The sequence below is a fragment of the Dolomitihabitans soli genome, from assembly GCF_022213955.1.
Classification (GTDB): domain Bacteria; phylum Actinomycetota; class Actinomycetes; order Streptosporangiales; family Streptosporangiaceae; genus Streptosporangium_A; species Streptosporangium_A soli.
Window position 1 is genome coordinate 39,435 of the sequence record NZ_JAKNTW010000032.1, and the last position, 22,059, is coordinate 61,493.

The 22,059-nt window shown below is 70.8% G+C and carries 16 protein-coding genes; 12 read left to right on the plus strand and 4 right to left on the minus strand.

Going from position 1 to position 22,059, the window contains the following annotated elements; genetic code table 11:
- Window positions 1-96 precede the first annotated feature (96 nt).
- Entirely contained in the window at window positions 97-1,266 is a 1,170-nt protein-coding gene (locus MBA17_RS39785) for a C45 family autoproteolytic acyltransferase/hydrolase (protein ID WP_238502915.1), read from the minus strand.
- A gap of 262 nt (window positions 1,267-1,528) precedes the next feature.
- On the opposite strand from MBA17_RS39785, the gene MBA17_RS39790 reads away from it, so the two are divergent.
- Window positions 1,529-2,452: a GntR family transcriptional regulator gene (locus MBA17_RS39790; RefSeq protein ID WP_238502916.1), complete on the plus strand. Its 924-nt coding sequence runs from the start codon at window positions 1,529-1,531 to the stop codon at window positions 2,450-2,452.
- 348 nt (window positions 2,453-2,800) lie between these two features.
- On the opposite strand, the gene MBA17_RS39795 is transcribed toward MBA17_RS39790, so the two are convergent.
- Complete coding sequence (locus tag MBA17_RS39795) at window positions 2,801-3,226, minus strand: nuclear transport factor 2 family protein (RefSeq protein ID WP_238502917.1); 426 nt, start codon at window positions 3,224-3,226, stop codon at window positions 2,801-2,803.
- A gap of 325 nt (window positions 3,227-3,551) precedes the next feature.
- On the opposite strand from MBA17_RS39795, the gene MBA17_RS39800 reads away from it, so the two are divergent.
- From MBA17_RS39800 to MBA17_RS39825, 6 genes are all read left to right on the plus strand, one after another.
- Window positions 3,552-3,902, plus strand: a complete 351-nt coding sequence (locus MBA17_RS39800; RefSeq protein WP_238502919.1) for a YbaB/EbfC family nucleoid-associated protein — start codon at window positions 3,552-3,554, stop codon at window positions 3,900-3,902.
- Window positions 3,862-4,797, plus strand: coding sequence for a WXG100-like domain-containing protein (locus MBA17_RS39805; RefSeq protein WP_238502921.1), 936 nt, complete (start codon window positions 3,862-3,864; stop codon window positions 4,795-4,797). The genes MBA17_RS39800 and MBA17_RS39805 overlap by 41 nt, the downstream gene beginning before the upstream one ends.
- A gap of 179 nt (window positions 4,798-4,976) precedes the next feature.
- A complete protein-coding gene (locus MBA17_RS39810) occupies window positions 4,977-5,534 on the plus strand; it encodes a LysM peptidoglycan-binding domain-containing protein (RefSeq protein WP_238502923.1) in 558 nt (185 codons plus the stop codon).
- Window positions 5,535-5,713: 179 nt separating this feature from the next.
- Window positions 5,714-5,881 (plus strand): hypothetical protein, encoded by a 168-nt coding sequence (locus tag MBA17_RS39815; protein WP_238502925.1) that lies wholly within the window; start codon window positions 5,714-5,716, stop codon window positions 5,879-5,881.
- Window positions 5,866-7,284, plus strand: a complete 1,419-nt coding sequence (locus MBA17_RS39820) for a purine-cytosine permease family protein (protein ID WP_238502927.1) — start codon at window positions 5,866-5,868, stop codon at window positions 7,282-7,284. The genes MBA17_RS39815 and MBA17_RS39820 overlap by 16 nt, the downstream gene beginning before the upstream one ends.
- Before the next feature lie 2 nt (window positions 7,285-7,286).
- Window positions 7,287-8,942, plus strand: coding sequence for a nitrilase-related carbon-nitrogen hydrolase (locus tag MBA17_RS39825; protein ID WP_238502929.1), 1,656 nt, complete (start codon window positions 7,287-7,289; stop codon window positions 8,940-8,942).
- On the opposite strand, the gene MBA17_RS39830 is transcribed toward MBA17_RS39825, so the two are convergent.
- Both MBA17_RS39830 and MBA17_RS39835 read right to left on the minus strand, forming a co-directional pair.
- Window positions 8,939-9,577, minus strand: coding sequence for a D-sedoheptulose-7-phosphate isomerase (locus MBA17_RS39830; protein WP_238502931.1), 639 nt, complete (start codon window positions 9,575-9,577; stop codon window positions 8,939-8,941). The two genes, MBA17_RS39825 and MBA17_RS39830, sit on opposite strands and share 4 nt — an antisense overlap.
- Window positions 9,564-10,109 carry a D-sedoheptulose-7-phosphate isomerase gene (locus MBA17_RS39835; protein ID WP_238502932.1) on the minus strand — a complete coding sequence of 182 codons (546 nt, stop codon included), beginning with the start codon at window positions 10,107-10,109 and terminating at the stop codon, window positions 9,564-9,566. Before MBA17_RS39835 ends, MBA17_RS39830 begins: the two co-directional genes overlap by 14 nt.
- A gap of 127 nt (window positions 10,110-10,236) precedes the next feature.
- Between MBA17_RS39835 and MBA17_RS39840 the strand changes: the two genes are divergently transcribed.
- The 5 genes from MBA17_RS39840 (at window position 10,237) to MBA17_RS39860 (ending at window position 21,845) form a co-directional block, all read left to right on the plus strand.
- On the plus strand, window positions 10,237-11,139 hold the full coding sequence (locus tag MBA17_RS39840) for an SseB family protein (RefSeq protein ID WP_238502933.1): 903 nt from the start codon (window positions 10,237-10,239) through the stop codon (window positions 11,137-11,139).
- Complete coding sequence (locus MBA17_RS39845; protein ID WP_238502934.1) at window positions 11,136-11,525, plus strand: hypothetical protein; 390 nt, start codon at window positions 11,136-11,138, stop codon at window positions 11,523-11,525. The genes MBA17_RS39840 and MBA17_RS39845 overlap by 4 nt, the downstream gene beginning before the upstream one ends.
- Before the next feature lie 149 nt (window positions 11,526-11,674).
- Entirely contained in the window at window positions 11,675-12,079 is a 405-nt protein-coding gene (locus MBA17_RS39850; RefSeq protein WP_238502935.1) for a YbaB/EbfC family nucleoid-associated protein, read from the plus strand.
- Between the two features lie 4 nt (window positions 12,080-12,083).
- Entirely contained in the window at window positions 12,084-12,431 is a 348-nt protein-coding gene (locus tag MBA17_RS39855) for a hypothetical protein (RefSeq protein WP_238502936.1), read from the plus strand.
- Between the two features lie 48 nt (window positions 12,432-12,479).
- Complete coding sequence (locus MBA17_RS39860) at window positions 12,480-21,845, plus strand: WXG100-like domain-containing protein (RefSeq protein ID WP_238502937.1); 9,366 nt, start codon at window positions 12,480-12,482, stop codon at window positions 21,843-21,845.
- The last annotated feature ends 214 nt before the right edge of the window (window positions 21,846-22,059 follow it).

Consider the following 22,059-nt stretch of genomic DNA (forward strand, 5'->3'; position numbering starts at 1 on the left):
CGAGTTACGCCCCGGGTGTGCGCGGGTCTCCCGTTTCGGCGCGGCGAGTCGGTGTGTGCAGAGGTCCGGCGTCGCCGCCGACGTCGGACGTCCCGCCTAGCGGTGCTGCAGGGCGGGCACCGTGAACACCAACTCGGGGCTGTAGCGCGGCGCGCCGTCCGTCGCGTCGCCCAGGTAGAAGTGCGTCGCCATGGTGCCCCCCTCCAGATCGAACACCGTGCGCCAGAGCGTGCGGACGGGGTACGGCGTTTCGGTGGCGGCGTCGAGGCGCACCGCGTCGAGCACCTCGCGCATCCGCTCCCCGGACAGGTCGGTTCCCGCCGAGAGCTCGGAGATCGTCCGGTAGCGCTGGTAGGTCAGCGCCGTCCCGGCGTTGTCCGCCGGCAGGGCGGCCGGGTCGCGGTGGCGGTGCACCAGGTGGTTCGTGGCGCACAGCGCGCCGCCGTCTATCCGGACGACGTGCTCGTCCCCGCCCGGGCCGCGCTCCCAGATAAAGGCGTCCCCGGAGGGGTCCGCCACGAGGTAGTGCAGCGGGGTGCCCAGGTCGTACTGCTTGGCGGCGAGCAGCGCGTCCGCCGCCTCGGCGGCGGTCGCGCAGGTGTCGAGCAGGAAGCGCGGGAGTTGGACGCTGGACAGCCCGACCTGCGGGCCGGCGTCGACCGGAGCGGACACCGACTCGGCGTCGGCGAGCAGCAGGGCCACCGCGAGGCCGTGCTCGTTGATCCCCTCCATGCAGCCGTCCAGCTCGTTCATGGTGAGCACGGTGGTGGCCGGTCCGTCGTCCGGCGCACTCGTGAGCACGTACGGCCGGGAGGACATGGGCGGCTCGTCCCCGTCCGGCGCCGGCGCGCCGGATATCAGGGCGAACAGCGCCGTCGCGCTCGTGGTGAAGAAGTCGTAGTTGCGGCCGAGCACCGCGCGCCCGTCGACCGTGCCGGCCGGCGGGTAGTAGCTCGCCGAGCAGGCCGAGCCGGTCGGGATGCCGGTGAGGCCGTCCAGGTACACCTCATCGGCTTCGAGGTCGAGGCCGAGCGCCTCCGCCGCCCCCTGCATACGGGCCAGGTGCTGCGGCCAGTGCCGGGCGAACCACAGGCGGCGGGCGCGGGCCTTGACCCGGTCGGCCGGGACCGGCGTCCAGCCGTAGGCCAGCCGGGCCTGCTCGGCGAGCGCACGGCCGATCTCGGCCTGGCCGCCGGACGCGGTGACGTGCCGTACGGCCATGAAGTCGGTGTCGCCGCCGGCGACGATCTCGGTGGTTACGGGCATGGTTCCTCCAGTTCGGTGGGGTTTCAGGGGCGGGAGTCGCGCCACCTGGGCCCTGCCGGCGGCCCGTCGGGCAACGCCGTCCCCGGGCACACGTACCGCGGGGTTTTCCTGGCCATGCGTACACCGTATGAGTTCGGCCGGGCAGGATGTGGCATCGAATAGTTCACTTCCTGAAGTGCATCGTTTGAGCCGAGCAACCAGGGTGGTCAATCCGAACGCATCGGCGTTTCGCAGGCATCCGTACTAGTACAGTCGGATGGTGATGTCAGGAAATGAGAGCGAGCGGCCGTATCTGCGGATCGCTGCGGCCATCCGCCACCGGATCACGACGGGGGCGTTGCGCCCCGGTGACCGTGTGCCGTCCACGCGGCAGGTGGTCCGCGACCACGGTGTGGCGATGGCCACGGCCACCAGGGCGCTCGCGGTCCTGCGGGACGAGGGGCTGGTGGTCACGCGAGTGGGATCCGGCACGGTCGTGCGCGTCCCCGATCCGCCGCGGCGCAGCGGGCGCGGGCCGGGCCGGGAGCTCACGACGGAGCGGATCGTGGCGGCCGGCGTGGCGGTCGCCGATGCGGAGGGCCTGGACGCCGTGTCGATGCGCCGGCTCGCAGCCGAGCTCGGCGTCGGCCCGATGTCGCTGTACCGGCACCTCTCCGGACGCGAGGAGCTGGAGCACCTCATGTACAGGGCCGTGTTCCAGGCGTATCCGCTGCCCGAGCCCGGCCCGCCGGGCTGGCGGGCGAAGCTGGAGCTGGCGAGCCGGGTGCAGTGGCACGCGTACCGCGGGCATCCGTGGCTCCCCGAGCTGGTGTCGCTGACCAGGCCGCTGCTCACCCCCGAGGCGATGGCCTACACCGAGTGGATGTTGCGGGCGCTGGACGGGCTGCCCCTGACCCCCACCGAGCAGATGCGGGAGGTGCTGACCCTGTTCGCCCTCGTCCGCGGCCTCGCCCTCAGCGCGGCGGCGGAGGTGCAGGCGGAGCGGGAGACGGGGGTGGCCGGCGACCAGTGGTGGATCGCACTCGACGACGAGGCGCGCGCGCTCATGGGCTCCGGCCGCTTCCCACGGCTGGCCGCGGTCCACGGCGAGGGGGCGCGGGACCTGGACGGTCTGCTGAACCACGCCTTGACCCGCCACCTGGACGGCCTGGCGGCACGGCTGGCCGGGAGCACCGCGGCGTCGTAGGGCCCCGGGCCTCCGCCTGCGCTGGCATGCGCTGGGTTTGTGCGAAGGGCATGGTCCAGGGTGTGTTGTCACGGTGGCTCGCCACAGCTGCTGGAGTGGCATGACCCCGCGGACCGCCACCGCCTGCGGGCGGTGGCGCCGGGTGGGCGGGCCGTAGGGGCGTGGCCCGCCCTGTCTGCCGGACCCGCTCCTCGTGGTCGAGAAATCGATTACCGAGAGCTTGAAACACAACTGAGCCGGAGTTAAGGGCTGTGGATGACCTCAGCCGGCAGGACCTCAGGGGTGCTGGAGCTCGCTGCTTTCCTGATTCCTGCTGTCGCGGTGGGACAACCCGAACGCGCCGGCGGGTCAGCCGCCGGTGAGGGCGTCCGCGACGGCGAGGCTGTCCTCGTAGATGTGGTAGCGCGTGATCAGGCCGTCCTCGAAGGTGAGGTGGAGCGCGAAGGCCGAGGTGTAGGCGACGCCGGTGGCCCTGACGGTCTGCCGGAGGGTGCCCAGTACGACCGCGTCCGTTCCGTCGACGAGAATCCGGGTCACCGAGGAGTCGTTCTTCTCGGGCACGTGGTAGGCGTCCAGCATGCGGAAGTGCCCGGCGATGTCGGCGCGGCCCGTGCGGGACCTGATCCACGGCACGGACGGGTGCCCTCCGGCCGGCCAGTTGAGCTGCCAGTCGATCCGCTCCGCGAACAACTCGGCGATCCCGTCGTGGTCACCCTCGGCCATCCGGCCCAGGAACGCCTCGACTGCGCTGCGGGTTGTGGTGTTGTCAGTCACGTTATGATCCCTTAAGTCCGTTATCGACATGGAGAGTCTCCTCGAAGACGTGTACGGCGTCGATTACCTGCCGGGTAAGCGGGAGCGGCGGAGGCTGCCCTGCTCGTCACCCGCGCAAATAACCCCTTATTCCTACCTGTTAAGGTATAAATATGATCGTCCTGTCCGAGGATCCCGCGGTTCGGGCGCCCGGCGTCGAGACCCGCGGCCTGCGCCCAGCCGTACCCCCGGCTCGTGGCAGGTGGGCCGATCACACGGTGAACGGCACCGCGGAACTCATCCGACCGGGTGCCGGCTCGGTCACATCCGATTCCCAGGAGACGCGATGACATCGCCGGTGGACGCGCTGCACGGAAGCGGCGACGAAGAGATCGACAGACATCTGGGGGGGTTCCGCCAGGATCTCGCGGAGCTGGAGGTACTCCACGAGGCGATCGACGAGGTTCGCGGCCGGGGCGTCGCGGCGCAGGGACGCGTGGTGGCGGAGGCGTCGCCGACGGGGGCGTTCACCGGTCTCACGATCGATCCGCGTGCCATGCGGCTCGGCTCGGACGAACTGGCCACGGTGATTCTCCAGGCGGCGGGCGCGGCCACCCGTGACGCGGAGAGCCGGATGCGGGAGCTGATGCACCCCCTTGTCGCGGGCACCATGCTGGAAACGGCGGCCGACGATTAGCATCTCCCGCGCCGCGATCTACGGTTTCGGCGCGCTGGGCATCGCGGGGTTCGTCTTCAAGATGCTCGCGGTCGACTACCCGGACGGTGACCCCGCCCGTGCCCGCCAGGCCCGTGACGTCTGGGCCCGGCTCGCCGACCGGCTGGAGCAGAGCCCGCGCAACACCCAGCCGTCCGCCGAGGCGGTGTGGAAGTGGAACACGGGCGAGGGCGTCGAGGCGTTCAAGGGCGCGGTGAACTCCCGGCTCTACGTGCAACCTCCGGAAGACGGCTTTCCCGGCCACCTCGTTCGTCGCTGCCGGCAGAACAGCCAGGCCTGCGAAGATTACGCCGAGATCATCGAGAAGGCGCAGCACGCCTACTGGACGGCCGCCCTGGCGAACTTCGCCAGCTTCATCTACATCAGCACGTTCCCCTGGCAGGCGGGAGCGGCCTACCAGTTGACGCAGTTCCTCATGCGGCGGGCACAGGCGAAACTGCTGTCGAAGCTCCTCGAACACGCCGTCGCGAAGATCGTGCTGAGCAAGCTCACCGAGTACTCCCTCGGCAGCGCGGCCTTCGCCATCGGCGATGTGGGGGTGGTGACCCTCACCCGGACCCTGCGAGGCGAGGACCCTGGTTCACTCGGCGACATCGGGACGCAGATGCTGAAGGAGTTCGCCGCCTCGATGGCGTTCTACGGCGCGTTCGACGCGGCCATGCCCGCGGCCAGGGCGCTGACCAAGAACGCCGACGTGCAGAGCTTCCTGAGCCGGCTCGCCGGAGGCACCGTCGGCTACGGCCCCACCTACGACTCCCTGAACGGGCAGAGCGGCACGGAGCTCATCGCCACCCCCAAGGAGACGCTGGGCAGAATCCTCCTCTACTTCACCATGGCCCACAAACGGTCAGGCTGAGCCGCCGCCGCCGAACACCCGACCTCGTCACAGGGATGATGCCCATGTCCTCGCAGCCAGAGACGCCAGAGACGCCGGAGGCGCCGGAGACACCGGAAGCGCCAGAGACACCGGAGGCGCCAGAATCGCTGGAGACGCCGGAGGAGCCGGAGACGCTGGAGACGTCAGAGGCGCCAGAGATGTCAGAGACGTCAGAGGCGCCGGAGACGCAGCCGCCGAACCCGGTCGAACCCCCGGTACGGCCGGACTCCGTCACGGTGCCCGACTCCGGCTCCCTGTGGGACATCGCCGAGGAGCACTTCGAGGACGGCTCCCGCTGGCAGAGCATCTACAACGCGAACCGTGACGTCCTCGACGACCCGAACGCGCTCCGGGCGGGCATGACGCTCAACCTGCCCATGGAGTTCTATCCGGGCCACGTCCGGTCCGTCGCGGGCGTCTTCGACCGGGAATGGGAAACGCTCGGCGACTCCGTCAGGCGGGCGGTGGAGGACCTGAACGCCATCGGGAACTTCTGGGGTGACGGCAAGGAGGGGACGGCCTTCTACACGGGGGAAGGCGGCGGCAGGGGATACCAGGCCGCCTCGACCCAGGCCGCGGAGGGCGCCGACGCCCTGCTGGAGGCCAACGCCGAGATCCCGAGGCTGCTGCGCCTCATGGCCGACCGCGTTGAGACCGCCGACTGGAACGACCTGACCATGATCCTCTCCTCGGTCCCCGGCCTCGACGACGAGTGACGGGCGGCCCGGCCGGGCCCGGCCGGGCGACCGCGGCGGGCGGCTCCGTCGCCGCACGTCAGGCGGGGGTATGGATGCGGCAAAACCGCCACCATCACTGATGAAACAACGGAAAAGCGGCGGGGGTGGTCTCTTACTGTGAGGCCACGGCAAGTCACGACCCGGTGGGGGAGGACATCATGGATGTGCATGACCCCGCGCTACGGGTCGAGCTTGACCGGCGGCTCGAAGCCCTGGAACGCGACGAGGACAGCGACCCGGCGCACGACCCGCTGCCCAGGGCCGACCTGTGGGCGCTCCTCGCGATCGTCGCGGCGCTGACGCTCCTCGGATGGGCGCTGGCGTGATGGCGGTCCACGAGGACGTGACCAGGGAGGCCACCTTCGGGTCGCTGCCCGTACTGCGGAGCGAGCGGGTCTGGAACTTCTCCGACTTCACCTGGGTCAACGTCGGCCTGGCCATCGCGACCTGGGCGTTCCTGGTGGGCGGCTCCACCGCCGCGCTGGTGGGCTTCCGGCAGGGCCTGGCCGCGATGGTCATCGGGAACGCCATCGGGGTGGCCGTGATGCTGCTGGCCAGCGTGGTGTCCAGCCAGCGGTACGGCGTGGAGCAGTACACCATCCTGCGGAGCGTCTTCGGCTTCGGCGGGGTCGCGGTGCTGGCGTTCACCGTCGTGCTGTTCACCGAGATGGGCTGGTCGGCGCTGCTCGGCGTGATGTTCGGGCGGGCCGCCTCGCAGGTGTCCAACCAGGTGCTCGGCACCGACATCGGGCCGAACGCCATCATGGTCACCCTGCTGTCCCTGGTGGCCATCGCCGCCGCCTGGGGCATCCTGGCCAAAGGGCCGCTGAGCATGCGTTTCCTCAACCGGGCCGTGGCGCCCGGCCTTGCCGTACTGACCGTAGGCATGATCGTCCTGCTGCTCAGCAAGACCTCGTGGGACGGGCTGCTCGCGGCGGCGCCGCTGGAGCCGTTCCCCGACGAGGGGCTGAACTTCGCGCTGGCCGTCGAGTTCAACCTGGGGGTGGGCCTGTCGTGGTGGCCGGTGATGGGCAGCCTCGCCCGGCTCACCGACCGGCCGCGCAGCGCGTTGTGGCCGGGCTACATCGGGCTGTTCGGCGCGACGATCGTGGCGCAGGTCGTGGGCATGGCCGCCGCGCTGACCCTCGGCGACTCCGACCCCACGGTGTGGATGGTCCCGCTCGGCGGGCCGTGGCTCGGCGTGCTCGCGCTGATCTTCATCGCGTTCGCCAACCTGACCAGCCTCACCTCGATCGTGTACTCGACGTGCCTCGCGTTGCGGCAGGCCGGCGGACGCTACCTGGCCCGGGTCCGCTGGGAGTGGCTGACCGCCGGGTTCTTCGTGCTGCCGGCGATCGTCAGCTTCTGGCCGAGCCTGCTGTACGACGGCTTCCTGGTGTTCGTCACCTGGAGCGGCGCGTTCCTCGCGGCGATCTGCGGGACGGTCATCGCCGACTACTTCCTGCTCCGCCGCCAGCGGCTCGACCTGCGCGGCCTGTACGCCCACCGGAGCGACAGCCCTTACCACTTCACCGGCGGATTCAACGCCGCCGGGCTGATCTCGACGGCCCTCGGCGCGGTGACCTACGTCTCGCTCTACAACCCGCAGACCCTCTCGACCCGGCCCGCCTTCCACCTGATCACCGCCTCGGTGCCGGCCGTGGTGGTCGCCGCGGCAGCCCACCTGGTGCTGAGCAGGCTGCTGAAGACGATCGAGGAGGAGTCCTGATCATGAGCGTCATCGTCGGAGCCGTCCAGCTCGTGTCGGCGCACGGCGACGTGCCCGCCAATCTCGACGCGATCGAGGAGCTCGCCGCGGCGGCGGCGGCGGACGGCGCGGCCGTGATCGTGACCCCCGAGATGGCGCTCACCGGATACCTCTGGCCCGACGACGAGTCGGTGCGCCGGCTGGCCGAACCGGTGGAGGGGCCGTCCGTCGGCCGGCTGACCAGGCTGTGCCGGCTCACCGGGGCCTGGCTCCTGCTCGGCCTGCCCGAACTGGACGAGGACGTCGGCACCCTGCACAACACCTGCGTCCTCATCGGGCCCGACGGCCCCATCGCCTCCTACCGCAAGACGCAGCTGTTCGTCGCCGACCCCCTCTGGGCGGTGGACGGCCACCTGGCGCCGCCCGTCTGGGACACCCCCGCGGGCAGGATCGCCCCGCTGATCTGCGCCGACCTGGACCACCCCGAGCCGATGCGGCACGCCGCGCTGCGCGGCGCCGACTGGGTCGCGATGCCGGCCGCCTGGGTGGACGAGCCCGGCCCCAGCGCCACCTGGCGGTTGCGCGCCTGGGAGAACGGCCTGCCGGTGGTGGCGGCCGACCAGGCGGGAGCCGAGCGCATCGGCGCCCGGGTGGTGCGGTTCAGCGGCGGGAGCTGCGTGCTGGACCACGAGGGGACCGTGCTGGCCGCCCTCGACGACGGCCCCGGCCACCTCACCGCCGCCCTCGACCACACCGCCGCCTCCGCCGCCCGCCGCGTACGGCTGGCGGCCCGCCGCCCCGCCGAGTACGGCCCGCTGACCCGCGCCACGGTCTGGCCCCGCCCCGACCGCGACGCCCTGACCGGCCGGTCGGCGGGAGAATCCGCCGCCGTGACGGTCGCCGTGCTGGCCGGACCGCCGGCCCCGCTGCCCGCACCCCCCGAGGGCACCGAACTGGCCGTGCTGCCCGCGTTCCACCTCACCGGCGGGCTGCCCGCCGCCGACCGGGCCGACGAGGCGCTGCGCAGGCTGCGCGCGTGGTGCGCCGAGCACCGCTGCGACGCGGTCACCTCGCTCGCCGTGCCCCACGCACCCGGTACGGCACGCTACGCGGTCACCTTGATGACCCCGGCGGGTGAGGAGGCCAGGCGGCACGTCACGCACCTCGGCCGGCACGCGGCGTGGGCGGTCCCGGGCACCGAGCCGGCCGGGCCGGTCGCCCGGCCGTGGGGGCTGCTCGGGCTGCTGACGGGAGAGGAACTGGAGCCGTTCGAGCCGTCCAGGTCGCTGGCGGTGCTCGGAGCCGATGTCATCGCCGTGCCCGCCGACGTGGCCTGGCCGTACCCCGTGGCCTTCGCGGGCACCCGCGTGCCCCTGGAACCCGAGGCGCTGCGGCGGCCCGATCCCGTCTTCGCGCACCCGGCCAGGCTGCGCGCGGGCGACTCGCACGTCTGGATCGCGCTGGCCAACGACGGACCGGTGCCGAGCGGCGTCTTCGCGCCCGACCACATCGCCGTGCCTCGTGTGGAGGCGCTGACCGGCGGGCCGGGCTGGGCCGTACTGCGGTGCCGGTTGCGGGGCGGCGACGGCATGGGGGCGGTGTGCGCGGCCAAACCACAGCTCGCCCGCCGCCGTACCGACCTGTTCGGTATATCGATGGTCCGGCGATCACCGGCCTAGTGCGGGGAACAGGATCCGAGGGCGTGCTGGATCAGCTCCCACAGCACGTGGTAGACCGTGGTCTGGGCCTCCTGGATGCGGTGCACGGACGACGACGGGATGACGAACAGGTGGTCGAGGGCTTGTAGCGCGGCCAGGTTGCCGCCCTGGTAGCCGGCCAGGGCCACGGTGAGCATGCCCCGGCGCCTGCCCTCCACGATCGCCTTGACGAGGTTGGAGGAGCCGGCGCTGGTCGAGATGCCGAGCGCGATGTCGCCCTGCCGGCCGAGCGCCGCGAGCTGGCGGGCGAAGACCACCTCGAAGCCCACGTCGTTGGACAGCGCGGTGACCACGCCGACGTCGCTGGTCAGGCAGAGGGCCGGGAGCGGCGTGCCGTACCGGGGATGCAGGAAGGTGGTGGCGAGTTCCTGCGCGTCGGTGCTGCTGCCGCCGTTGCCGAAGGTGAACAGGCGGCCCCCGCCGACGAACCTGGCGGCCATCGCCTCGGCGCAGCGCAGCAGCCGTTCGGCGGCCAGCTCGGCCACCTGGCGGCGCAACCAGACGATCTCCGCGGCCTTCTCGGCGGTGGACCGGACCGCCTCCGCCAGTCCGTCGTCCTCGTCGAGGACGACGGCCGGCTCCTCAAGCCGGTCCATCGTCGGCTCCCCGCCGGTCGAGAAAGAGGTGAACGAGGTCCCACAGCACGTGGTAGACGGTGACGTGGATCTCCTTGACGACCGCCGGATCGGTCGAGCGGGCGGCGATCACATGGTCGGCCCGTACGGCGCGGCCGTCGTCGCCGACCAGGGCGACGGTGAGCAGGCCGAGTTCGCCCGCCGCCGCCAGCCCGTCCAGCACGCCGGGACACCTGCCGCTGGCGGAGACGGCCAGCACCGAGTCGGCGGGCTCGGCCCAGTGGCGGAGTTGGTGGGAGAAGCTCCCGGCGGCCGTCGCGCCGTCGCCCAGCGCCATCGCGGGGAGCGAGCGCCGGCCCATGATGACCGGGTGCACGAACTCCACGGCGATGTGTTGCGCGTCGGTGCCCTCCCCGAAAAGGATCAGCTTGCCGCCGCGCCGGAACCTGTCCGCCAGGTCACGGCCCGCCTCGGCGATCCGGGGGGAGTCCGCCGACAGGGCCAGGCCGGCGGTGTCGCGCCGGGTGAAGGCGTGGTGAGCAGTCAGATGCATGCTGCACTCCTTCATTAAGGTAGCAATAACGCTACTCTCCGTTATTATGGATATAACATCCTTTAGGGCACAATCCGGAGTAAAGGGTTAGCTGGCGCCCGGGTCGGCATGTCCTAAGGTGAATGGCGTGCAACGGTGGCGGCCGGCGAGCCCGTTCGAGGAAGCGCTTGAAGCGATGTTCGAGGCCGGCGACCTGGCCACCTGCCTCGCCCTGTTGCGCGGCGCCGACCTGGCCCTGCCCGTCACCCGGGACGCCGCGGCCGGTCGCGAACCATTCGCCTGGGTGACCACGGCGGACCACGAACGCACGTGGGTGCCCGCCTACACCTCGATCGAGGCCCTGCACCATGCCACCGGGGACGCCACCCTGCACGGCCGGATCACGTCGCTGACGGAGCTGGCCGCCGGCTGGCCGGACTCGCGCTGGGGGCTGGCGGTCAACGCGGGACTGCCGGTCGGGTTGTTCCTGGAGTCGGGCACGCTCGCCCGGCTCGCGGTGCCGTCCCTGGCCGAGGACCGCCTCGCCGAGCCCCGGTCGGGCATGCCCATCATGCAGAAGCTGCTCCGTCCCGCCGACGTCACCGCCTTCCTCGACGAGGACGTGTCCCAGGTCTCCGGCTACTGCCACCACGCGCTCGACGTCGCGCACATCGGCACCCCCGGCGTGCTGGCCGCCGCCCTGGGCCACGCCGTCCAAGACGTGCTCACCGAGGATTCATCGGTGCACATCCTGCGCTGGCGCACCGCCGGCCTGAACCTCTACCGCACGCCGTACGGGGGGATCGACGAGGAGCGGATGGTCGCGGTGGGCGGATGGGTGATCGAGGAGCCGCCGTTCGCCGGGCTGGGGCTGGCGCCGAACGTCAACGAGGTCATCCGCGAGTACAAGGTCGACGGGATCGGCCTGCCCCACGGCAGCGAGATCCTGGAGCTCATGGTCGGGGGAACGGAGCGGCGGCGGGCGATCTTCGACGGCGATCTCGGCCGTTGGCTGCCGATCCACCTGGTGATCGAGGGGAGCGCTCCGTGAGCCGGCACTTCTATCGCGCGCGCTGGCGGGGGGCCGACTATCCCGCCGCCCTCGACCCTCGCGAGGACCGGCTGTGGGTACGGCTGCGCAACCCGGTGCCCGCCGAGGGCTTCCTGGAGGTCGAGCCGGGCCTGTTCGTCCGTGCCGTCCCGGGTGCGGAGTGCGAGTCGATCGTGTTCGTCACTACGGTGTGCCGGTGGTGGGACGAGCCGTTCCAGGTGCGGGACGAGCGTGACGGCGACCTGCTGATCGAGTACGTCGGCGCGCTGCTGCCGGTCGCGGTACGGCTCGGCCTGACCCGGGTCGAGCGCGGGGTCCACCGCCGCTGGGTGCCCGCGCACGAGGTCGACGCGCTCCAGGAGATCACCGTCGCGCTGGATCGCTGACGTCATGATCGTTGTTGCGGAAGTTAATTTTGTTCACATGCTTGCCATCTGTATGTCATCGTGCCGAAAATGGCATGAAATATGCGGTTAGCTGGGAGTCGCCACAGGGGTGCGACGGCGCTCCTGATGCTCGCGTGATGGGGGGTGGCGTGGAGGCTTTCGAGGAGCCCGACATCGCTGGCATGCGGGCCTACGACGAAGAACTGCGCAGAACACATGAACGCATGGCGGCGGAAGGCCTGGCGCTGCACGACAAGGCGCGAGCCGTACAGGTGACCGAGCAGTCCGCGGACGGGCTGGTGACGGTGACCGTCGGCGCCCGCGGCGATCTGATCGGCCTGGACATCGACCCCCGCGTCTACCGCCGCCCCGACACCCGTGTGCTCGCCGACACCATCCTCCAGACCGTCCGGGCGGCCGAGGCCAAGGCGCAGGACCAGGTCGTGGAGATCTTCGAGCCGTTGATCCCGGCCGAGCAGATGCGGGCGCACATCGAGGGAGACCTCGAGTTGGTGATGCAGCAACTCGCCGCTCAACTTCCGGACATGAGGTGACACGGTGGACTTCCCCTTCGACAACGTGGACATCGACCGGACTGCCGTGGGGCGCGGCCTGTCCGCGTGGTACGCCATGGCGTCCGACCTGGAGAAGCAGTGGCCGCAGTTGAAGCAACGACTCCAGCAGGCGCACGGCGCCGCCCCCTGGGGCAACGCCGCGGAGGGCGGCACCTTCCGTGCCTCCTACCAGAAAGATGACGGCCCCGACCAGATGCTTGAGACGGCCGACCTCCTGGTGGGAGAGATCATGAAAGCCGGGACGCTCGTGCGCGAGAGCGTCGCCAACACCTTCGGAATCGACCTCGACTACGGCGACGAGATCAAGAAACAGGGCCAGATGGAGGTGTGATCCGGGGCGGTACGGGGGTTCGCGGATCGATGACGGGGGGCGAGGGGCATGGCCGGATCCAATGTCAATATCACTATTCCGGAGGAGAACGGGTCCGCCGGTGTCACCGACGTTTACCCTGCCTCCGACGTCCAGCCGATGTGGCAGAACGAGGTCCTGCCCGGATGGGTGAACGAGTTCCTGATCCCGATGCTGGCCTCGGGACAGCCCTGGCCGGAAGCCAGTGAGAGCGGCCTTTACGGGCTGACGCGTGACTGGGTCGCCATGCACGGCCTCCTGGCCGCGGCGGGAAGGCCCACGAGTTCGGCGGCGACCACCATCGCGGCCGGCTGGAAGGCCCCCGCCAAGACCGCCTTCGTGGACCGGATCAACGAGCTCTACGGGGAGGAAGGGGGCGTCGCCGCGCTGGCCAGGAACGCCAGCGCCTACGCCCAGCAGGTCCAGGGCTTCGCCCAGGAGACCCAGTACACCAAGCTTTCGATCAACGTGGCGTTCCGGGTCGCGATCGTGGCCGTCGGGATCGCGCTGGCCGTCTCCTACTTCACCGCGGGCGCGACCAGCCCCTTCGTGGGCGCGGCGGCGGCCGCCACCCGCAGCAGGATCGCCTGGATCCTGTCCCGGCTCGCCCTGGTGGGGGGCCGCGGCTCGACCGCCGCGAACGTCGTCAGGACGGCGGCGGTACGCGGGTCGGTCGGCCGCACCGCCGTGACGAGACTGGCCGCCACGGGGGCCGGCAGGGCCACGCCGCGGTTCGCCGCCGAGGGTGTCGAAGAGGGCTTTGAAGAGTGGTGGATCGACGACCGGGCGCAGGCAGCTCAGGTCGGCATGGGCACCCGCCAGGAGAAGGACCAGAAGCGGGCTCTGGCCTCGACTGTGGGCGGAGTCGCCGGCGGGTTCACCGGGATCGCGGTGGGCAACAGGGTGTCCAGGCTGGCCGGGTCGTTACCGGGGATCAAGCAGCTCAACGCTATGGCGGGAGACGCGGCCGGTGTCGGCAACGCCTTCAAACGCCTCCCCGGCCGGATGGCGAACACCGCGCTGAACAACATGATCGCCTCGCCGGTCGGCAGCTTCGTGGCGAACGCGGCCGTCTACGGCCAGGTCTCACTGCCTACCGGGCAGTCGCTCCTCGGCGCGGCGATGGGCGGCGCCGGCCGTACGAACACGATCAGCCCGTTCAACCCCAGTGTGCCTTTAGCGGTCCTCCGTCCCCAGACCGCACTCGGCAACGCGATGGACACCGCCGCGCGTAAGGACGCGAACGCGACCGGGGGCGGATCGCCGTCGTCGCCCAGCACACCGCGTACGACACAGCCCAGCACGCCGCCCGCCACCAACCAGCAGGCGCCGACCGCCCCCGCGCCCGGCTCCCCGAGCACGGGATCCCCCCAGACCAACACACCCTCGCCGCAGAACTCCGGCAAGCAGGGCACGCTGCCCCAGCCCGCCCCCACTCCCCAACCTGCTCCCGCTCCCCAACCTGCGCCCGCCCCCCAGCCGGCGCCGGACCCCGCACCGGACCCCAACCAGCAGACCGCACCGGACCCCAACCAGCAGACCGCACCGGACCCGAATCAGCAGGCTGCTCCGGACCCCAACCAGCAGGCCGCACCGGACCCGAATCAGCAGGCTGCTCCGGACCCCAACCAGCAGGCCGCACCGGACCCGAGTCAGCAGTCCGCGCCGGATCCTGCGCTGGACCCGAGCCAGCAGGCTGCGCCGGACCCGGCGGGTGACCCGAATCAGCAGGCTGCGCCGGACCCGAGTCAGCAGTCCGCCCCTGACCCGGCGGCTGATCCGGGCCAGCAGTCCGCCCCGGACCCTGCGCTGGACCCGAGTCAGCAGTCCGCCCCTGACCCGGCGGCTGATCCGGGCCAGCAGTCCGCCCCGGACCCTGCGCTGGACCCGAGTCAGCAGTCCGCCCCCGACCCGGCGGCGGACCCGAGCCAGCAGGCCGCGCCGGACCCGGCCGCCGATCCGGCGACCACGACCGCTCACGCGGGTGGGCCCGCTGGGGTTGCCACGCCGGGTACCCCGGTGCCGGGGGCGATGCCGAACGCGCCGGTCACGTCAGGCACGCCGGACCCGGGCGGCACGGTGACGCCGAGTGCCGTGACCGCGCCGGCCGTGACGACGCCGAACGGTGTCGTGCCGCCGAACACGGTGACGCCGAGCGGTTCGCCGGCGTCGGGCCTGCAGGCGACGCCCAGCCCCGGCCCCGTACAGGGCCCTCCGACCGCGTCGCGGTTCGCCCAGTCGGTGCTGGCCGAGGCCATGGCCGCCGTGGCCCCGGACGCGTTGCTGCTGCAGGACGGTCGCACCCGACTGACCAGGCCGGACGGCAAGGCCGTCCATCTCTCCGCCGACGCCATGACCCTCATCACACAACGCCTGACGGTGCGGACCCGTGACGCCGCCGATCGGGCCCGGCTGACTGCCGAGGCCGCGGCCTGGCTGGGCATCGAGATCGCCCGGGCCGTCGGCAGGCCGTCGCTGGAAGGCGTGATCTCGGCTCTTCACCTGCTGGCCGAATCGTCTCCCGAGTTCACCGAAGCGGCCAAGCAGGTGGTCGTCGAGATCCTGATGGACAACCCGGACGCCGACATGGACCCGGCCCTGCTCAGCGACGCCGCGCGTGACCTCGCTCGCGAGGCGAGGGAGGAGGCGAACAAGCCGGCGCAGACACCTCAGGACGAGTACGCCGCACTCCGGACCACGCCGCAGGCCGAAGCGGCGGACACGATCGTCCAGCAGTCCCAGGGCCTCGCGTCGATGACCTCGAACACGTCCACGGCGGCCGCCGACCTGGCCACGCAGGCCCGGGCCCTGGCCGCCGACCTGGGCGACGCCCGGGCCCTGCTGGACGAACGCGCGACGACCAGATCGGAAAGTGCGCAGGAGACCGAGAAGAGCGCCAAAGCCGTACTGGAGACCGCGCAGAAGGCGGAGGACGCCGAGCGGGCGGGACAGAAGCTCAAGGGCGAGCGGGACAGCGGGGCGCCGGCGCGGCGCCACGTGGCGCGCGCGGGCGCCAAGAAGGACCTGGAGACGGCGGCTCGTGACCAGCGGATCGCCGGCAGGTACGGCACGGCGCGCGATCAGGCTGAGAACGCGGCCGCGGCGTTCGAGGCGATGGCGCAGGCGCTGGATCTGGCCGCCCGATCGCAGTCGGGGCCGACGGCCGCGCAGACGGCCGAGGTCGCCCGGCTGGCGGCGGAGGCCCAGGCCAGGCTCGCCGATTTCCACAAGGCGATGAAGGAGGCGCTGCCTCCGGATGCCGCGCTGCCCGCAGGATCGCTGACCGGCCGCCTGCCGTACCGGAACAAGATCGCCGAGGTGGCGAACGCGCTGCTGAAGGCCGGCGGTGTGGATCAGACCCTCACTCCGAGCCAGTTGGACGCGATGCTCCAGGCGGAGGCCCGCCGGCTGGTGGGCGATGGCGCGACGCTCTCGCTGGGGCAGACGAAGGCCGGTGAACTGCGGGTCCGGTGGGTGCCCGGCGATTTCGTCGAGGTCGTCAATCCGGAGGTGACGGCGTCGGAGGTGATGCACGGCTCCTTCGCGCAGGGAAACCGCGTGGACACGGTCACCACCGGCCGCAACGCCGGCCGGTCGACCGCGCTCAGCGTGCTCGGGCTGGCCGAGCAGTTCGCGAAGCTGGTGGCTCGCGGCGGTGCGGTGCACGCCGCCATCGAAGGGCTGGGGAAGGTCTTCGGTGCCAACGTCGGGGGCGGCAGTGGCACGAACAGCTCGAAATCCGTGGCCTCCACCGGCTTCGTGACGCCCGGCGGGGTCACGGACAACCGGGGAGCGTCGTCACGGTACAACGTGGGCGGCGGTCACTTCACGCTGGAACTCCACGTCGAAGGGGAGACAGCCCCGCGTACCGCCGTCGTCTCCGAGGGCACCGTCGACGACGCGAACACGGTGGACATGCACGTCTCGCACGCCCTCGTGGAGCACGCCCCCGAAGGGACGATTCAGCTCGAACTGGACCCGGACGAGGTGCCGGGGCTGCCGAACCTCGCGGTCGTCGGCGTGGCCGGGCTGCAGGCGTTGATCGACCGGACGGTGGCGGCGCTGGAACCCGGGGTCGCCGACGTGGGCACCACGGCACACAAGCAGATCATCAGCATGGTCGAAGGGTTGTGGAGCCGGATCCCCCAGCTGGTCAACAACCCGGACGGCGTGCAGGAACCCCTCACCACCCCCGATGGACGCCCGATCGTGGATATTCAGATGACGGCCGAGCCCGTCGTCGTGACCGGGCCGGACGGGAAGCTGAGAATCGACGCGAAGCCGGTGGGAACGCCGAGTGCGGAGCAACTCGGGGAGGATGTGGAGGTCGAGTTCTCCGGGACGATGAGGTCGGAGGGGACCGGCCGGTCGGGGAACGTGAACGGCGACGTGGAAGGCAAACTCGCCGGCGACCAGGGCCCGCAGCCGGACAACGTGACAGGGAAGTTGGGTCTCAACGCCTCCGCCTCGTCGTCGCAGTCGAGCGGGGTGGCCGTGAACGACATGTCGATCGTGCCGGTCGTGAAACGCAAGTCCGGTCACAACCAGACCTACGACATCGCCTTGAAGGTCAAGATCGTCATGCACGTCCTCGGCGAGAGCAAGCCGCGTGAGGTGGTCATCGACGATTCCGCCGAGATCACGGTGACGGCGCAGGTGGCGGAGCACCTCGGATACTCCGCCAAGCTCCCGGTCGACAAGGCCGCGCTCGTCCAGGACGAGTCCGGCGTGCAGCGCATGCGGGACGACGTCGTGCCCGAGCCGCCGCCCGGCCGTAAGGGCGAGACGCCGAACTGGCAGGGGGCCGGTCCCGGCAAGGTGCGCGGAGCCGGGATCGCGCAGGTGGAGTTGGAGGACGACGCCGACCCGGCGAACGACACCGGCTTCGCTCCTCTCCTGGCCGACGTCGAGGCGTACCTGCATGCGCAGAAGCCCGGTCTGCTGCCCGATCCGGACGGCAAGGTGCCGTCGGACAAGACGGAGCGGGAGAGCCAGGAGGAGAACAAGAAGGAGCTGGAAAGGCAGCTCTCCCCCGCGCGGGTGCAGGCCTCCTACAACCAGGGCACCGGGGAAGGCATCCTCGTGCGCCTCGTGCACCGGCGGGCCAACCACGAGCCGCAGTACACCACGCTCCGCATCAAGGTCACCCGCGACTGGAACAGCGGGACGTACGTCGGTCACACCGACGCGGAAACCGATGTGATGCTGCACATCGCATCCCAGACCCTCGGAAACTCGCGCGGCGCGTCGACCTCCTGGCGGGGCGGTGCCGTGGTCGGCGCCGAGGCGCAGATCGATGACGAGAACAAGGGCTCCCTGGGCGGAAGTCTCAAGGGCGGCAAGGGCCGCAGTTCCGGCGAGAACAACAACGACACCGACAACACGGTGAACCTCGTGGAACAGATGGGCCCCGCGGCGAAGACCACCGAGCTGAACCTGATCAGTGTCGAGGAGGTGACGAGCGACGGGGTGTCGCACCCGATCGGGGAGGCGACGGTGCGGATGCACCAGTCGATGCCCGCGTCCCTGCTGCCCGAGGACGGAACCACGGGTCCCCCCGTCAAGATCCCCACCTCCGACGAACTGCTCACGGGAACCCGGCAACTGGCCCTGGACCTCGGTATCGATGTGAACGTCCTCGACGAGATCGTCAGACGGACCGGCATCAAGCCGGGCACCGAGGAATTCCACGCCCTCGCCGAGTTCCTGAGCAACCCGAACCTGATGTCCCACACCGAGTTCCTGCAGACCGAGTACTCGACGGAGGTCGGACGCTGGTCGATCTCGATCAGGGGTCAGGTCGGCGAGTCGGGACGTCCCCTGCACGGTCCGATGGTGGTCGGCGACATCCACCTCGCGCTCGGCGACCAGGGCACGTCCTCCGGCCGGTCCGGCGGCCGGGACACGAACGTCTCGCTCAGCGGAGGCTTCAGCCAGGCCGAGGAGCCGAAGTTCGGCGGCGCAGGCGGCAGATCCGGTTCGAAGGGCACCAGCAGTTCGGTACGGGAGGGGCCGTCCTGGGGAATGGAACCCCTGGTCATCGGCCTTGACGACGCCTATGTCTTCCCGGCGGAGCTGGCGACCACCATCGTGATCAGTGAGGTGGGCTCCGACACGAAGGAGACGATCGAGACGAAGAACGGCGGGTACCTCTTCGCGAAGCCCGAACAGGATGTCCTGGAGATGTACGCCCAGGGCAAGCAGCAGCTGCCGCTGGATCTGGTGGCCGACGCGGTGGAGCGGTTCCTGCACGGCCAGCTGGAGATCGACCGCGGCACCCGGATCCAGCTGGTCCAGCGTTACCTCCAGGAACTGGCAGCCGCCAGAAAGGACGGGGCTCCCGAGCCCGAGCTGTCCGCCGAGCACACGGCGAAGGTGCTGACCAACAAGCTCCTGGAGCTGACGCCCGGTATCGACAGGGACACCCGGCGGCAGATCCGGCGGGTGCGTGATGTCGACCAGCGGCTGGAGCTCCTGGCGACCATCGACCGGGCGATGGGTCCGGAGATGGTGGAGCTCGCGGAACTCCTTCAGACGGCGATGGGTCAGTCCTGGCCCAAGGAGATCGTCTTGAGCATGGAGGGCCAGCCGGACCAGACCGTCGACATGCACGAGATCGTGTCGGCGGCCGTCGACGCCTACACGGGGGGACTGCTGGCCGCGAATCCGGCGCTGCGGGACAGCCTGTTCGAGGGGTACGCGGGCGATCACTGGTGGGCGATGATGGCCCGCAACGCGACCAACCCGCGGGGGAATCTGCACGTGCTGGCGGGAGACCTGCCCATCCGGTTGGTGGTGACGTTCGACGGCAAGGAGGTCGAGCTGCTCGGCACCTTCAAGGGCGGCCTCATCCAGCAGCGCTACCGGTACATCAACTCCAGCGAGACCACGTCGTCCAACAAGTCGTCCACGTACAACGTGGACGTCGAAGGGTCGATGGACATCAAAGGGTCGATGGACGCCGACTCCGGGTTCAGCTTCGGCTCCACCGTGTCGGGGACGGTCGGCCAGGGCAGCTCCAGTTCGTCGACCGAGGCCGAGCAGTGGACCGAGCTGGAACGAGTCGCCACGTTCGACACGAAGAAGGTCCGTCACCCGATCAAGGTCACCGTCACGGTCGGCGAGACGCTCGACGCGCAACAGGACACGAAGGGCGAGGCCAAGCGCGAGCCCGTCGTGGTCAAGCTCGACGGAGTCATGACCCGCGTCGTCGACGCCGACATGGTCAACCCGCCGAAGGTGTCCCCGACCCCCGACCCCCGGCCGATAACGTTGCCGGACGCCTTCATGGTGGACGGCCTGGAGGCCGATGGGCTGTACCAGGCGGTCTATGACCTGCTGGCCGACAAGGGCATGCTCGGCCCGAAGGGCGTCCGCGGCGTCCAGGCGATGCTGGAGCACCACCTGACGGAGATGCAGACGGCCGCCACTTTCCGCAACATGCTCGAAACCGAGGGATCCGCGACCCTTCGGATCACCCACGCGAACAAGCCGGGCGTGGTGGTGGAGGTGACCATCAAGGCCAGGCCGAAGGACCGGCACGTCATGGTTTCGGGCCGCAAGGACACCGAGATCGGCAGGGTGCGCCGGATCCAGCGCATCATCGAGATCGTCGTCGATCAGAGCCGGAGCTACTCTCTCAGCCGGATCACGAGCTTCTTCGGCCTGAAGCGCACCCGCTCCGCCGGCTGGAAGATGTCCATCCGAACCGCGGTCAGCAGCGGAAACCGCAACGAGACCAGCCGTTTCGAGAAGAGCACCGCCGCCAGCATCAAGGTGCCCGTCACGTTCGACATCACGGGCGAGCGGAAGGCCGTGAAGCGCAACTTGTCCACCAAGTCCAAGAAGCGGATCGAGGTGTCGAACGCCACGACCGGTCAGGCCGATCTGACGGTCTTCGAGTCCGGCCTGAGAGAGATGGACACCCAGCGCGGCACCGAAGGCCGGCGCGATCACGGCTGGAACCTCGACCTGGAGGTCACCCGTGAGCCCGAGCGTTCCGGCTGGCGGGCGCGGTGGCGGCGGACGCCGGTGGGCACGCCCCCGATCGATCTCGACCTGCTCTTCACCGAGGTGCAGAGCCGCCCGGACGCCGACCCGGCCACCCTCCACCAGGACGTGGCCGAAGCCGCGCGAAAGCAGCTGCCCGCCGGCGGGCGGCCGGACGCGGAGGTCCGGGTCACCGCGGAGTCGGGCTGGACCGGTCAGGCGAGCCCGGTGACCCGGGCCCGGCTGCTGGCGCGCGAACTGGACACCGACGTCCGCCTCGACGCGCGCGACCCCGACGGCACCGTACGTTCCTACGTCGCCACCCCGGACGGCAAGCTGCGCAGCAAGGTGCCCGACGGCGGGTTCGCCTCGGCGTTCAGCCGGTTGGCCCCTGGCGTGCTGGCCCAGGCGGACCAGGCTCAGGCCGACCTGCGCGCGATGTACCAGCGCTGGTTGAACAACTCCGCACCGGGCAAGGGCGACTTCGCCCAGCACATCGCCGGCGAGTTGTCCGGCGGGCCGATCGGCTCACCGGCGACCCCCTCCAGCACCGGCACCCCCTCCAGCACCGGCACCCCGTCCAGCACCGGCACCCCGTCCAGCACCGGCACGCCCTCCAGCGCCGGCACGCCGCAGCAGGGCGCGGTCCAGCCGCGCCGGGGCGGCACGAGCACGGTCGCGCAACGTCCCGCCCAGGGCGTCATCCGCCGCTCCCTGTCGTGGGCGACCCGAGCGGACAAGCGAGACGAGTACCTGTCAGCCCGGTACGGCGAGCACCGGCAGCTGGCGAACAAGTGGAGCGCGGCCCGCACGGCCGATGAGCGGCACGCCTACGAGCAGCAGATCAACGAGCTGGCGGAGGCCCTCCGGAGACGCGGCCACACCCCCCCGGTGCCGCCCTGGGAGATCGGACAGCCGACGGCTCCGACGGGTGGCCTCGGCAGCCTCATCAACCAGCCGCCGGCCCCCACCGGTCAGCCGGGCAGGCCGGCCACGCAGCCCGAGACGAAGGAGGAGTTCTGGGACCGGATGCGCCGGATCAGCAACTCCACCGGCTGGTACCCGCCGGAAGAGGAGGAGCCCTGCGAGTGCCCGCCGGACAAGCCCTGCACCTGTGGACGCCGGCCGCAGAACCTCAACCCCGAGGAGAAAGAGGAGAAGCCGGAGAAGCCGGAGAAGCCCGAGAAGCCCGAGAAGCCCGAGAAGCCCGAGAAGCCGGAGAAGCCGGAGCCCGAGAACCACACCGTCGTCCCCGGCGACACACTCTGGGACATCTCTCAGGAGGTCTACGGCAGCGGCAGCTACTGGGAGGTCATCTACGAGGCCAATCGCGACCTGATCGGCCCGGACGCCACCAACCTGCCGACCGGCGTGAAGCTGCGCATCCCCGAGCTGGAGCCCGCGTGATCGCCGCCATGGCCGAGCCGTCCTTGATCACGAGAGCCGCGTAGGCGGTGACCGGCCCGGCCGACTGGGACGTGGCCATGTCGATGGGACCTGGCCCGGCCGACATCGCCCGGCCGATGAGGTGCCGGCCAGGATCACGGTGAGGCGCTGGGCAGGATCACGGTGAGGCGCTGGGCAGGATCACGGTGAGGTGCCGGGCAGGATCACGGTGAGG